This window comes from Providencia sp. (genome assembly GCF_040396775.1).
Classification (GTDB): domain Bacteria; phylum Pseudomonadota; class Gammaproteobacteria; order Enterobacterales; family Enterobacteriaceae; genus Providencia.
In genome coordinates, this window is record NZ_JBEBNT010000009.1 from 1 (window position 1) to 13,573 (window position 13,573).

Consider the following 13,573-nt stretch of genomic DNA (forward strand, 5'->3'; position numbering starts at 1 on the left):
AGCGCTTGCATGGCATGCAAGAGGTCAGCGGTTCGATCCCGCTTAGCTCCACCATATTTCTTCCCTTTATTAATTTCCTTCTGCTTCCGTTTTTATCCAATTTATAAATTTAATAATTTCTGGTCTTTCAATTGTTTCAGACAACATCACCAAATAATAGGCGAACCTAGCGGGCCATGGCTTATCAAGTACTTGTACCAAACGTTTCTCTGCAATTTCTTGCATGGCATACTCTTTAGGTACCAACGCCAATCCTTGCCCTGCAATTGCTGCACGGATCAACAAATAATCATCATCAAATGCACTTCCGCGTTTTGCCTTTTCGTTGTATTCCACCCCATGAGCCGCCAGCCAAAGCGACCAATCCATACGGTCGTTATCTTGCAATAATGGGTAATTAAGGCAATCTTGAGGGGTTTCAATTGCTCCGTTAAGCGGAAAATGTGGACTCATCACAGGCAATAAAACGGGGCTAATTAGCTGCTCACTGACTAAATTTGGGTAATTCCCTAACCCATGGCGAATAGCAATATCCACTCGCTGTTGGTGCAAATTAACCAATGTTGAAGAGGCTTCAATATGCACTTCGATTTCAGGGTGTAACTGGGTAAAGCTCCCCAAACGAGGCACTAACCAAGAGGCCGCAAACGAAGGAACTGTGCTAAGGGTAATCGTTTGTTCTTGCTGTATATTTTCGAGCACATACATCGAGCCCTCGATTTGTTCAAACGCCTGCAACAATGCAGGGTAAACTCGCTGCCCCGCATGTGTTAATTCCATACTGTGATGACTACGCACAAAGAGTGGCACCCCCACCCGCTCTTCTAACAAACGAATTTGCTGGCTAATAGCCCCCGAAGTCACACCAAGAAAGCTTGCAGCCTGCTTGATACTTTTATGTTTTGCCACTTCAGTGAAAGCGCGTAAGGCAAGTAAGGGGAGCACTGGATTCATAGTTTAGATTTTCTAAATTTAGATTGAGTTTATATGGTTTTATTTTTTTCATCAAAAAACCAATAATCAAAAGGTAATCTCAATACTATCCAGATAATAACCAGAAGGCAATTATGTTTGAACTGTATACCGATAGCTCCCCAAATGGGTTCAAGGCAACCATAGCATTAGAAGAGCTAAACTTGGATTATCACCTTAACCATATACAGATTTCCCGTGGGGATCATCAACAGTCTGCTTTTTTACAGCTTAATCCATACGGTCGTATCCCTGTCCTTCATGACCCACAAGCGGATATTACATTATTTGAATCCGCGGCTATCTTACTGTATCTCGCAGAGAAAACAGGCAAACTTTTGCCTAACACTCCTAAACAGAAATGGGAAGCCATTAAATGGCTGCAATTTCATTCCGCTAGCCTTGGCCCGATTATTGGCCAGTGGGTCAATTTCGCGATTTTCGATAAATCAACCAAACCCGAGGTGGTTGAACGCTATTTCACAATGACACACAAAGCATTCAAGGTACTAGACCAACAACTGCAAAATAACGCATTTATTGCAGGAGATAGCTACACAATTGCAGATATTGCTAACTTTTCTTGGCTACATATCGCAGAGGTGATTGACTTCGACTTTAGCCAACACGCGCATTTATTTGAGTGGTATCAACGTATTGCAGCCAGACCTGCTGTCAGAAAAGGCATTGCGCTCCCAGCCCCTGCAACTGAAGCATAAAATAGGAAATTCATGTGAATACAACGGCTTTTTTACCTAAAAACAAAGCATTACCTTCTGCTTCATTTGCTAACCATATTGGTTACCGCCGCATGTTCACCCCTGGTAAACTGACAGTGGGGATCTTTCTTCCCTTACGCTTTTACCAAGGGGATGAACAAATATTAAAAGGGCAAATAGAATTAATTGAATACATTGACCAAAAGAATTTTGCTGCGGTCTGGGTGCGAGACATTCCCTTATTCGACCCAATGTTTGGTGATGCGGGGCAACTTTTCGATCCACTGGCTTATTTATCGTTTATTGCCGCCAGAACAAAGCAGGTTGCACTCGTCACGGGTAGCTCTATTTTTTCACTGCGCCACCCGATTGATTTGGCTAAAGCTGCCACCACTATCGACCAACTTTCTGGTAACCGGTTAGTGATGGGGATAGCCTCTGGGGATAGAGCCATTGAATACCCAGCCTATGGGATTGATTATGACCAGCGTGCAGCACGTTTTGCTCAATCGATTGATTACTTCCGCCAGCTGATGCAACACGGCTCTCTAGAAATTCAGTCACCTTTAGGCACAATAAGCCGCGCAGAATTGTTACCTAAACCCGTTGCGGGGCAAATCCCCTTAATTGTGACAGGCTCATCTGGCCAATCCAAACAATGGGTAGCGGATTACGCTGATGGCTGGCTATCCTACCCTGAAGCCACCAGCCACTCTGAAGGGGCAATCCGATTAGGACAGAAAATTGAGGCATGGCGCTCCCTCATTCCAAATAACGATTTCCGCCCACACATGACAAACGAATGGATTGACCTTGTAGATGACCCGAACTACCCAAGAACACCGTTGCGTGGAGGATTTACCCTGCGTACTGGCCGCCACGGTTTAATCCAATTACTTGAAGAATGGCAGGCCGCAGGGGTAAACCATGCCGCATTAGGTATTCAATATTCGCAGCGCCCAGCGGCAGAGGTTCTGCAAGAAATGGCTGAAGAGATTTTACCGCACTTCCCAAGCCACCAAGCAATACAAGGAAAGCCTGTAGACTGGTAGTGTTGAGGCGCCTTATCTTGCTACATAAGGCGCCTAAAAGAATCACTGTGCTGTATAACCACCATCAATGGGAATAAACGCACCCGTTATAAAGCTGCTGTCCGTAGATAATAAAAAAGCCACCACATTAGCTATCTCTTCTCTTTTCGCCATCCGCCCCATTGGATGTGTAGATGCCATCCAATCTTGCGTATCCCGCGGTAGCAATGCAATATTCGGTGTTTCAACATAGCCAGGCCCTACGGCATTAATCCGTATACCTTTTTTGGCATTCTCTAACGCAGCTGAACGTGTAAGTCCTAATACCGCATGTTTGGCCGCAGTATAAGGTGCAATACCCGCTATCCCTGTCACACCATTGCAGGCAGATAAATTGACGATTGCCCCACCGCCGCTGCGATGAATTGCAGGTATGGCGCATTTCAAACCATGAAATGTCCCTGTGATGTCTGTTTCAATCACACCATGCCATGCCTCTAATGGGTAATCTTCAATATTCACACCATGCGGGCCTGTCACACCTGCGTTGTTGACTAAAAAATGCAGCGCACCATATTTTGCTTCTATCTGCCCAATGGTTGATTGGAAATCCTTTGCATTTGCCACATCCATTTTTATTGCACTGATTCGCTCACCTGTTGGCGCAATTTCGTGGACTGCTCGCGTTAGGGCCTCTTCATGACGCCCTGTCATAACCACTGTCGCACCTAATGAGTGCATTTTTAATGCAATGCCAAAACCTACCCCTGTAGATGCTCCTGTCACCAACGCAATTTGGTTTGTGAATTGTTGCATAGCCACCTCAATTATAATTAACTTTAGTTAACTATGATTAATTAACTAAAGTTAATCAATCACTCGTTTTCTGCTTAGCGTCAAGGTATACTTTCCCCATTGAATAATAAGGAAGAATTTTTATGCCCCGTTCCCTTGAAGACGCATTATCATTGTTGCAATGCACACTAGTTGCACGCCGTGTCAGTTTTACACCAGAGCAAATTACGTGGGGGCAATATGATGTACTGGAGATTTTGAGGCTTAAAGGTGATTTAACACCAAGCCAACTCAGTCAATTGCTGGGCATTTCTCGACAAAACTTATCGAAGCTTTTACGGGTATTAAAATCTTTTGAGTTTGTCGAACAATATCAGTCTGAAGAAGACAAGCGGGAATTGATCACCCACTTAACAGACAAAGGGGCTCATTTTTTACAACGTGCGGCAACAGGCCGAGCAGAAAATGCAGTAAAAGTTAAAGCCGCATTAACACAGCAAGAACAAGACATTTTTATTCAGTTGAGTAAGAAAATTACTGACGCTTTAGGGCATGAGTGATCTCATCACTTAGCCCGTTTTAACGGCTTTACTAACCCTTCTAACCCTTCAATTTTCAAACCAAGGGCCATTTCCATCAACTGCCCAAGGCGCCCAGCTGGGAACTCTCCTTTCTTATAAAACCAAAGAAGGTATTCCTCTGGTAAATCAATCAAAATACAGCCTTTGTATTTACCAAATGGCATATAGGTATTTGCCATATCGATAAGATCTTGTTTTTCCATTATCGCTCCCATAAAAAACGGCGTCCTAATGAACGCCGCTCTTAATCTAACACTTTTTTGCGAATTACAATACTAATCCGACAACCGCAGCGGATAAGAAGCTGACTAAGGTTGAACCATACAGTAATTTCAGACCGAAACGCGCCACTGTGTTACCTTGTTTTTCATCTAACCCTTTGATAGCACCAGCGATGATACCAATTGAAGAGAAGTTAGCGAAAGACACTAAGAACACAGACAAGATACCAACAGAACGCTCAGATAAGCCACCTGCGATAGCTTGCAGACCATCCATTGCAACGAATTCATTCGTTACCATTTTAACCGCCATGATCCCCCCCACTTGCAGCGCTTCATCCGCTGGGATACCTAAGATCCAAGCAAATGGATAAAACACATAGCCCAGCATAGTTTGGAAGTCGATGCCGAAAATAGCAGAGAAAATACCATTAACCATTGCAATCAAGGCGATAAAACCAATCAACATTGCAGAAACGATAATCGCAACTTTAAACCCTGCAAGAATATATTCACCTAACATTTCAAAGAAGCTTTGGCCTTCATGCAGGTTGCTCATTTGAATGTCTTCTTCACCTTCTGGTGGGTACGGATTGATTAAAGACAGCACCACGAACGTACCAAACATATTCAGAACCAGTGCGGCAACCACAAAACGAGGCTCCAGCATTGTCATGTATGCACCCACGATTGACATAGATACTGTCGACATCGCGGTAGCCGCCATGGTGTACATTCTGCGTTCAGACATGCGGTTAAGCTGGTCTTTATAGGCGATAAAGTTTTCAGACTGACCCAGTAACAGTGAGCTTACTGCGTTGAAAGATTCCAGTTTACCCATTCCGTTCACTTTAGATAACACGGTACCGATGATACGGATCACAATTGGCAGGATTTTAATGTGCTGCAAAATCCCGATTAACGCAGAAATAAAGATGATTGGGCACAGAACTTGTAAGAAGAAGAACGCTAAATTCCCTTCAATCATGCCACCAAAGATAAATTTTGTCCCTTCTGCTGCGTAACCCAACAAGTGAGTAAACACACCAGCGACACCCAGAACAAAGGATTCACCAATATTTGATTTCAAGAACAGATACGCTAATGCAATTTGAATAACAAGCAGTTGAACAACATAGCGAGGACGGATCCCCCTACGGTTACTACTTGCTAAAATGGCAAGAGCAGCGATTACTACTAAAGATAAAACGAAATGCAGGATCGAGGTCATATGCGACTCCAACAAATTTAAGAATCAGTCTATGTGCATATTCTATGTAATAGGTAACATTTAAATGAGACAGATGTCACATTAATATGAAAACCAGGTAGGTGTATTTTGCAAAAAGAAGAAGGAGATCACGTTTCAAACAAAGGAAAAGGGACAGATGACCTTTTTTGCACAGAAATTTAATTGAAAATTTAGTTTAGGTCTTACAACACGCTATCTGTGGCTTAGTCACCTCAGTGAGATAACTAAGCCAAATAGAATATAGTTCACTATTCAATATTCAGCAAACGAATCAATTCCTCTTCATCAATAACAGGAATACCTAACTCATTCGCTTTTGCTAATTTCGAACCGGCAGCTTCCCCCGCAATCACCATATCCGTTTTTTTCGAAACACTCCCTGCGACTTTTGCCCCTAAAGCTACTAGCTTATCTTTCGCTTCATCACGGGTTAAAACACTCATCGAGCCTGTTAATACCACGGTTTTACCTGCAAATGGGCTATCGATTTCTGCACGATTAACCACTTTCACTTCAGGCCAATGGATATTCGCTTTGGTGATTAAATCGTTAATAACCACTTGGTTATGCGCTTCATGAAAGAAATTTACCACATGTTTAGCAACTACATGGCCGATATCTTGTACCGTTTTTAAAGACTCCTCATCCGCAGCCATGACCGCATCTAATGTTGCGTAGTGCGCCGCCAAATTGGCGGCTGTCGCTTCCCCAACCTCACGGATCCCTAATGCATAAATAAAGCGGGCTAACGTCGTTTGTTTAGACTTTTCGAGCGCATCAATCAGCTTTTGTGCAGATTTTGGCCCCATTCTATCCAACCCCGTTAACTTGCCTGCACTTAACTGATAAAGGTCAGCAGGAGTTTGCACATATTCTTTTTCAACCAGCTGGTCGATAATTTTATCGCCCATGCCATCCACATCCATAGCACGACGAGACACAAAGTGTTTGAGCGCTTCTTTACGCTGCGCACCACAAATTAACCCACCAGTACAACGCGCAACAGCTTCACCTTCAATGCGTTCAATGTCTGAACCACAAACAGGGCACTGGGTTGGAAAGACGATTTCACGGCTATCTGCGGGACGTTTATCCGTAACCACACTGACAATCTGCGGAATAACATCCCCAGCACGGCGGATAATCACCGTATCGCCAATATGCACGCCAAGGCGCTCGATTTCATCTGCATTATGCAATGTGGCATTGCTGACAATAACACCCGCTACTTGGACAGGCTCCAGACGTGCTACAGGGGTAATTGCCCCCGTACGCCCAACTTGGAACTCCACGTCTTTCAATAACGTAATTTGCTCTTGTGCTGGGAATTTAAATGCCGTAGCCCAACGCGGTGCGCGGGAAACAAAACCCAATTCCTCTTGAATCGCAATTGAATTAACTTTAATCACAACGCCATCGATATCAAACCCTAATTCAGGGCGAACTTGTTCGATTTGGTGATAAAAATCCAATACTGCTTTATGACCTTGGCGCAGTTGTACATAGTCACTGACAGGTAGGCCCCACGCTTTAAATTGCTGCAAGCGATCATAATGCGTGTCTGGCAATGTACCGCCTTCAATCAGCCCAACCCCATAACAGTAGAATGTCAGTGGCCTTTTCGCTGTGATACGTGGGTCAAGCTGGCGCAAAGAGCCCGCAGCGGCATTACGTGGGTTAGCAAAAACTTTACCATCGGTTCGACGCGCTTCTTCATTTAGCGCTTCAAACCCTTTTTGTGGCATAAAGACTTCACCACGAATTTCCACACGAACAGGGATATTATCCCCCGTTAAACGCAAAGGGATAGCGCGGATAGTGCGCACATTTGCCGTAATATTTTCACCGACAGTTCCGTCTCCACGAGTCGCAGCTTGTACAAGTTCGCCATTTTCATATAACAAACTGACCGCTAAACCATCAAGTTTCAATTCACAGCAAAATGTGAGTTCATCGTGGTTTTTTAAGCGATCTCTTACCCGTTTATCAAAAGCCAAGTAACTCTCTTCATCAAATACGTTATCCAAAGACAGCATCGGAATTTCATGGCGTACCGTTTCAAATGCGGACAAAGGCGCAGCACCGACACGCTGAGTCGGTGAATCGCTGGTGATAAGTTCAGGGTTCGCTTCTTCTAACGCTTTCAAGCGCTGCATCAACTTATCATATTCAGCATCAGGAATTTCAGGGGCATCAAGTACGTGATATTGGTATTCGTGATGGCGTAACTGTTTTTTTAGTTCTTCGATTTCGTTTTTGGTAGTCATGATCCACTCGTAAAGATAAAAAACCCCCAATCAAGGGGGTTTTGTGAAACGCTTGTTTAATTTAGTGTATTTCTGATCCGCGCATGATACACCTCTATTTTTTGTGGTGTCAGCATCTTACGCTCATCATCTAGCACCACTCCGCCTGCATCAGATGCAATGCGCTGCGCTGCTTGTAACATCAGTTTAAAGTTTTGGCTCGCATCACCGTAGGATGGCACCATCATAAACATGGAAATACCTGGTGTAGAGAAATCAGCCATGGTTTCAGGGTCAAAAGAACCCGGTTTTACCATATTCGCTAAACTAAACAGGACAGGCCCAGTACCTGACGGGTTTACGTGACGATGGAAAATTTTCATTTCACCGTATTGGAAGCCCGCTTGAAGAATACTTTGCAGTAATACTTCGCCCTGCAATTCTTGCCCCTGATGCGCTGCTACATGAAGTACCAGGACTGTCTCCTTGCTATTTGTTGTAGCAGAATTTTCCTGTGGCTCAGTTTTCGTCTCAACGTGCGGCGGCGTCTGTTCATGATGTATCGGTTGTGTCTCTTCGTGTAGATTATGGGTGTCGATATGCGGTTCCGATGCATTATGGTGCACCGGTTGAGTACGTATTTCAGGCTCAGCAACAACCTCATCATTCATGTTGATGGTGAGCTGCTCCGGTACGTGCGGTGCTTGAACACGCTGTTCAGCTGGTTCATGATGAACAGGCTGCGCTGGTGTAGCACTCATTTTAATTTCAGGTTCAACTGACGGTAATGGCTGTATATTAGGTTCAACTTGAGATTCATTTTTTACCGGATATACAGGCTCAGTCGCAGCGGGTTGATCTGACACCTGCTGTGTTGATTGATTTTCAGTAAATAATGCAGAATCATCATAATTCGATGAATTCTCCTGCGTATCATTTTTTCTACGTTTTACAGGTCTGTCGCGAAATAACTTTGATCGCTCTTTACGGCTGGTCCATAAACCATGCAGTAATAAAGCGACAATCGCTATCGCACCTACGACCACTAATATTAGACGCAAATCCTGCATCGCTGCTATCTCTAGTTGATGAATGAAAGTGCCATCACGGCGGAAACTACCTTAAGATTATTTCTCAATTGCTCTAAGTGCAACCCTCAGAACGATTTTCTTACAAGAAAGAGAATATTCCGCTTTCGTTTGCTGCTTTTTTAAGCGAATAATGGCTAGTCAGCCTAAATTCATATCTATATGATACAAGGTCAACCGAAAAGGAGAGAACAAGAAGTATGACCCAATCGACATTTTCGCCACAAAAAGACCACTCTGGTTTTTATTATTTTACACAAGGATGGCGACTAGTTACACGTCCTGGCATTAAACGTTTTGTGATTTTGCCCCTATTAGCAAACATTCTTTTCTTAGGAGGCGCATTTTGGTGGTTATACACTAAGCTTGGTGGCTGGATTGACCAAGTGATGAGCTATGTTCCTGATTGGCTACAATGGCTTAATTATCTTATTTGGCCCGTTGCTTTGATTTCTATTTTATTGGTGTTCACCTATTTTTTCAGCACCATTGCCAATATTATTGCAGCACCGTTTAATGGTTGGTTATCCGAAAAGCTCGAAGCAGAACTCACGGGTAAACCGGCTCCAGACGGTGGCATGGCTGAGTTGTTAAAAGATGTTCCACGGATGATCAAGCGTGAATTTGTCCGTATCGGTTACTATTTACCGCGGGCAATTGGCTTATTAATTTTATTTTTGATACCCGGCATTGGCCAAACCGTTGCCCCCATCTTATGGTTCCTATTTGGTGCATGGATGATGTCAATCCAGTATTGCGACTACCCCTTTGATAACCACCGTGTCGGTTTTAGCGAAATGAAGCAAGCCCTTGCTAAAGATCGCATGAAAAACATTCAATTTGGTGGCGTCGTCAGCTTACTGATGATGGTACCGTTTATCAACTTGGTTATCATGCCTGTTGCCGTGTGTGGTGCAACTTTAATGTGGGTTGACCGCTACCATAGCCGTTACGCACGTTATTAATCTCTCTTTGCGCAGGTTTAGCCGCCTGCGCACTTACCTATTTTTTATCTTATTCTTCCTTATTATTCCACCCGTTAGAACTATTGGATCTAAAATAGCCTTTTGTTATAAGCTTAGACCTAAATCATATTTGCATTAATTTCTTCTTCACGTATGTTGAATCCATACCCTACTTTATAGTGAATGCCGAAGACTATTTTATTGGCTAACCGATTTTTTAAGGATATCCCATGAGCAAAATTTATGAAGATAATTCGTTGACCATTGGCCACACCCCACTTGTTCGTTTAAAGCATTTTGGTAGTGGCAATATTTTGGCAAAAGTGGAATCTCGTAACCCAAGTTTCAGCGTTAAGTGCCGTATCGGTGCAAACATGATTTGGGATGCAGAAAAAAAAGGTATCCTGAATAAAGACAAAGAGTTAGTCGAGCCAACCAGCGGTAACACTGGGATTGCGCTTGCTTATGTGGCAGCGGCAAGGGGCTATAAACTCACACTCACCATGCCTGAAACCATGAGTATTGAGCGCCGTAAGCTATTAAAAGCATTAGGGGCTAACCTCGTGCTGACCGAAGGCGCTAAAGGGATGAAAGGCGCGATTGCGAAAGCAGAAGAAATCGTTAACAGCAACCCAAAAAAATACCTCCTACTACAACAGTTTAATAACCCTGCTAACCCTGAAATTCATGAAAAAACCACAGGTCCAGAAATTTGGGAAGATACTGACGGTAATGTTGATGTCATCATCGCAGGGGTAGGTACTGGCGGTACCATCACGGGTATCGCGCGCTACCTGAAAAAAACCAAAGGTAAAGATGTGACCATCGTTGCCGTTGAACCTGAAACCTCTCCAGTGATTACCCAGGCGTTAGCGGGTGAGGAAATCAAACCAGGCCCACATAAAATCCAAGGGATCGGTGCAGGTTTCATTCCCGGTAACTTAGACCTCGCTCTGCTGGATAAAGTCATTCAAATCAGCGATGACGAGGCAATTAAAACCGCACGTGAGTTGATGGAAAAAGAAGGTATCTTAGCGGGAATTTCTTCGGGTGCAGCGATTGCAGCCGCTACAAAAATTGCCGCTGACCCTGCTTACAAAGGCAAAAATATTGTAGTGATTTTACCGTCTTCTGGTGAGCGTTATCTCTCTACCGTGTTGTTCGCGGATATCTCTGCTGAGTAGCCTACTTTCGTTACACAATCGTTAAAAAAGCACCTAAAAGGTGCTTTTTTTGTGGCACGGATCAAAGTTTAGCACGGATAGGGATGATTTCTAATCTGGGGTTTAGTATTAAACATAGTAATTATTTTGCACCTCGAAATTAATCAAATTTTAGTCAAATGAACATACCTATTAAAATGTTTTTCGGCTAACCTAGTGAATCATGATTTTGAGGGTAAAACGTAAAAAGGATTGATACCGCACAAAGTAGGAAACCTTTTTGCGCGTTAATAATCTAACTTATACGCAAACCTAGTCGATTTCATCTACAATTGGCTGGGTAATTAAAAAAACTAAAGTTATTGAGGAAATACTATGTTCCAGCAAGAAGTCACTATTACAGCACCAAACGGTTTACATACTCGTCCTGCAGCGCAATTTGTGAAAGAAGCAAAAGCATTCACTTCTGATATTTCTTTGATTTCTGGCGGCAAATCCGCTAGCGCGAAAAGCCTATTCAAGTTACAAACTTTAGGTTTAACGCAAGGTACTGTTGTGACCATCTCCGCAGAAGGCGAAGATGAAAAAGAAGCCGTTGAATACTTAGTTAAACTGATGGGCGAATTGGAATAATTTCGCACGTAAGAGAACGCGTTTAATCGATTTCATTCTCTGTCCCTGAATGATTTCATTCGGGGATATCTGCATAATCAATAAAACGCAGCGCAGTCTCTGCAACATCAGAACTCCCAGCACTAACCGCAGTAAGGTAATATTATGATTTCAGGAATTTTAGTATCCCCAGGTTTTGCTTTTGGTCAGGCTTTGATCCTCAAAGAAGATCCTATCGTTGTTAGCACAAAAAAAATCTCAGACGATCAGGTCGAAAAAGAAATTCAACGCTTCATTGAGGGGCGAAATAAATCCGCCGAACAACTTAGCCTAATTAAAGAAAAAGCTGAAAAAAATCTTGGTGCTGAAAAAGCTGAGATTTTTGAAGGTCATATCATGCTGCTGGAAGATGAAGAACTTGAGCAAGAAATTGTCTCTTTAATCAAAGGCGACAAAAAAACCGCTGATGCCGCGGCCTATTCTGTGATTGAAGACCAAGCCCAAGCACTTGAAGCTCTTGATGACGAATACCTCAAAGAACGTGCCGCTGACGTACGTGACATCGGCAAACGCTTATTAAAGAATATTTTAAATATTCCTATTGTTGATTTAAGCGCTATCAACCAAGAAGTTATTTTAGTTGCCGCTGACTTAACCCCGTCAGAAACCGCACAATTAAACTTAGATAAAGTCTTAGGCTTTATTACAGATTTAGGTGGCCGTACCTCTCATACGTCCATCATGGCTCGCTCATTAGAGTTACCAGCGATTGTTGGGACTAGCGATGCCACCAGCAAAATTAAAAATGGCGATTTCATTGTCTTAGATGGCGTGAATAATACCATTCACTTGAACCCGTCAGATGCGGAAATTGATAAACTCAAAGCATTCCGTGATGATTATCTGCAAGAAAAAGAAGAACTGGCTAAATTAAAAGACTTACCCGCCATTACTTTAGATGGTCATCAGGTTGAAGTTTGTGCCAACATAGGGACTGTGCGCGATGTCGCAGGTGCCGAACGTAATGGCGCTGAAGGCGTAGGCCTCTATCGTACCGAGTTCTTATTTATGGATAGAGACGCTTTCCCGACCGAAGAAGAACAATTCCAAGCCTACAAAGCGGTTGCCGAAGCAATGGGCAGCCAAGCCGTTATCGTCCGTACTATGGATATCGGTGGCGATAAAGACCTGCCTTATATGAATTTACCGAAAGAAGAGAACCCATTCCTCGGCTGGCGTGCAATTCGTATTTGTCTTGATCGCAAAGAAATCTTACACTCACAATTAAGGGCTATTTTAAGGGCATCAAATTTTGGTAAACTGCGTATTATGTTCCCAATGGTTATTTCCGTTGAAGAAGTTCGTGAACTAAAAGCAGAGCTAGAAATGCTAAAAGCTCAGTTACGTGAAGAAGGTAAAGCCTTTGACGAAACAATTGAAGTTGGCGTGATGGTAGAAACCCCAGCCGCCGCTGTGATTGCACGTCATTTGGCTAAAGAAGTTGATTTCTTTAGTATTGGGACGAACGATCTCACTCAATACACCTTAGCGGTTGACCGTGGTAATGAACTGATTTCTCACCTTTATAACCCGATGTCACCAGCTGTTCTTAACCTAATCAAACAAGTGATCGATGCATCACATGCGGAAGGTAAATGGACAGGTATGTGTGGCGAGTTAGCCGGTGATGAACGTGCAACCTTATTGCTACTTGGCATGGGGCTGGATGAATTTAGTATGAGCGCAATCTCAATTCCGCGTATCAAAAAATTAATTCGCAATGCGAACTTTGCTGATACCCAAGCTTTGGCTGAACAAGCACTTGCTCAACCAACAGCGGATGAATTGATGAAACTTGTAGATACCTTTATCCAAGAAAAAACGTTATGCTAAGAACAGCACATTAGTTCGGTCCCATATAAAACGAT

Annotated in this window: 13 protein-coding genes; 7 read left to right on the forward strand and 6 right to left on the reverse strand. The window is 43.3% G+C overall.

Translation table 11 applies throughout. The features are described 5' to 3' along the window. Positions 1-69 precede the first annotated feature (69 nt). The gene (locus ABWP91_RS11160) at positions 70-954 is read right to left on the reverse strand and encodes a LysR substrate-binding domain-containing protein (protein WP_353243352.1); all 885 of its coding nucleotides are present in this window, start codon (positions 952-954) and stop codon (positions 70-72) included. A gap of 113 nt (positions 955-1,067) precedes the next feature. Between ABWP91_RS11160 and ABWP91_RS11165 the strand changes: the two genes are divergently transcribed. Both ABWP91_RS11165 and ABWP91_RS11170 read left to right on the forward strand, forming a co-directional pair. Beyond that, on the forward strand, positions 1,068-1,691 hold the full coding sequence (locus ABWP91_RS11165; RefSeq protein ID WP_353243353.1) for a glutathione S-transferase family protein: 624 nt from the start codon (positions 1,068-1,070) through the stop codon (positions 1,689-1,691). 14 nt (positions 1,692-1,705) lie between these two features. Then, positions 1,706-2,743, forward strand: a complete 1,038-nt coding sequence (locus ABWP91_RS11170) for an LLM class oxidoreductase (RefSeq protein WP_353243354.1) — start codon at positions 1,706-1,708, stop codon at positions 2,741-2,743. A gap of 42 nt (positions 2,744-2,785) precedes the next feature. Here the strand turns inward: ABWP91_RS11170 and ABWP91_RS11175 are convergent, their stop codons facing one another. Further along, positions 2,786-3,538 (reverse strand): SDR family NAD(P)-dependent oxidoreductase, encoded by a 753-nt coding sequence (locus tag ABWP91_RS11175; RefSeq protein ID WP_353243355.1) that lies wholly within the window; start codon positions 3,536-3,538, stop codon positions 2,786-2,788. Between the two features lie 122 nt (positions 3,539-3,660). Between ABWP91_RS11175 and ABWP91_RS11180 the strand changes: the two genes are divergently transcribed. Continuing rightward, positions 3,661-4,077 carry a MarR family winged helix-turn-helix transcriptional regulator gene (locus tag ABWP91_RS11180; protein ID WP_353243356.1) on the forward strand — a complete coding sequence of 139 codons (417 nt, stop codon included), beginning with the start codon at positions 3,661-3,663 and terminating at the stop codon, positions 4,075-4,077. Positions 4,078-4,082: 5 nt separating this feature from the next. On the opposite strand, the gene ABWP91_RS11185 is transcribed toward ABWP91_RS11180, so the two are convergent. The 4 genes from ABWP91_RS11185 to zipA form a co-directional block, all read right to left on the reverse strand. Then, complete coding sequence (locus tag ABWP91_RS11185) at positions 4,083-4,301, reverse strand: DUF3820 family protein (protein ID WP_353243357.1); 219 nt, start codon at positions 4,299-4,301, stop codon at positions 4,083-4,085. Positions 4,302-4,365: 64 nt separating this feature from the next. Beyond that, positions 4,366-5,550 (reverse strand): NupC/NupG family nucleoside CNT transporter, encoded by a 1,185-nt coding sequence (locus ABWP91_RS11190; RefSeq protein ID WP_353243358.1) that lies wholly within the window; start codon positions 5,548-5,550, stop codon positions 4,366-4,368. Positions 5,551-5,819: 269 nt separating this feature from the next. Then, a complete protein-coding gene (gene ligA / locus ABWP91_RS11195) occupies positions 5,820-7,838 on the reverse strand; it encodes an NAD-dependent DNA ligase LigA (protein WP_353243359.1) in 2,019 nt (672 codons plus the stop codon). A gap of 56 nt (positions 7,839-7,894) precedes the next feature. Continuing rightward, positions 7,895-8,887 (reverse strand): cell division protein ZipA, encoded by a 993-nt coding sequence (gene zipA / locus ABWP91_RS11200; protein WP_353243360.1) that lies wholly within the window; start codon positions 8,885-8,887, stop codon positions 7,895-7,897. Between the two features lie 218 nt (positions 8,888-9,105). Between zipA and cysZ the strand changes: the two genes are divergently transcribed. The 4 genes from cysZ to ptsI all read left to right on the forward strand — a co-directional run bounded on the left by cysZ (position 9,106) and on the right by ptsI (position 13,538). Further along, the gene (cysZ, locus tag ABWP91_RS11205) at positions 9,106-9,870 is read left to right on the forward strand and encodes a sulfate transporter CysZ (RefSeq protein ID WP_353243361.1); all 765 of its coding nucleotides are present in this window, start codon (positions 9,106-9,108) and stop codon (positions 9,868-9,870) included. Positions 9,871-10,100: 230 nt separating this feature from the next. After that, positions 10,101-11,054, forward strand: a complete 954-nt coding sequence (cysK, locus tag ABWP91_RS11210) for a cysteine synthase A (RefSeq protein WP_353243362.1) — start codon at positions 10,101-10,103, stop codon at positions 11,052-11,054. A 354-nt stretch (positions 11,055-11,408) separates the two neighbouring features. Continuing rightward, entirely contained in the window at positions 11,409-11,666 is a 258-nt protein-coding gene (gene ptsH, locus ABWP91_RS11215; RefSeq protein WP_047756382.1) for a phosphocarrier protein Hpr, read from the forward strand. Between the two features lie 144 nt (positions 11,667-11,810). Further along, complete coding sequence (gene ptsI, locus ABWP91_RS11220) at positions 11,811-13,538, forward strand: phosphoenolpyruvate-protein phosphotransferase PtsI (protein ID WP_219247061.1); 1,728 nt, start codon at positions 11,811-11,813, stop codon at positions 13,536-13,538. Positions 13,539-13,573: the final 35 nt, after the last annotated feature.

Excerpts from the sequence above, each read along its gene's own strand:
- ABWP91_RS11175 (WP_353243355.1), bottom strand. The coding sequence starts at position 3,538 with ATGCAACAATTCACAAACCAAATTGCGTTGGTGACAGGAGCATCTACA.
- ABWP91_RS11180 (WP_353243356.1), top strand. The coding sequence starts at position 3,661 with ATGCCCCGTTCCCTTGAAGACGCATTATCATTGTTGCAATGCACACTA.
- ptsH (WP_047756382.1), top strand. The coding sequence starts at position 11,409 with ATGTTCCAGCAAGAAGTCACTATTACAGCACCAAACGGTTTACATACT.
- ligA (WP_353243359.1), bottom strand. The coding sequence starts at position 7,838 with ATGACTACCAAAAACGAAATCGAAGAACTAAAAAAACAGTTACGCCAT.
- ABWP91_RS11160 (WP_353243352.1), bottom strand. The coding sequence starts at position 954 with ATGAATCCAGTGCTCCCCTTACTTGCCTTACGCGCTTTCACTGAAGTG.
- ptsI (WP_219247061.1), top strand. The coding sequence starts at position 11,811 with ATGATTTCAGGAATTTTAGTATCCCCAGGTTTTGCTTTTGGTCAGGCT.
- ABWP91_RS11165 (WP_353243353.1), top strand. The coding sequence starts at position 1,068 with ATGTTTGAACTGTATACCGATAGCTCCCCAAATGGGTTCAAGGCAACC.
- ABWP91_RS11185 (WP_353243357.1), bottom strand. The coding sequence starts at position 4,301 with ATGGAAAAACAAGATCTTATCGATATGGCAAATACCTATATGCCATTT.
- ABWP91_RS11190 (WP_353243358.1), bottom strand. The coding sequence starts at position 5,550 with ATGACCTCGATCCTGCATTTCGTTTTATCTTTAGTAGTAATCGCTGCT.
- zipA (WP_353243360.1), bottom strand. The coding sequence starts at position 8,887 with ATGCAGGATTTGCGTCTAATATTAGTGGTCGTAGGTGCGATAGCGATT.
- cysZ (WP_353243361.1), top strand. The coding sequence starts at position 9,106 with ATGACCCAATCGACATTTTCGCCACAAAAAGACCACTCTGGTTTTTAT.
- cysK (WP_353243362.1), top strand. The coding sequence starts at position 10,101 with ATGAGCAAAATTTATGAAGATAATTCGTTGACCATTGGCCACACCCCA.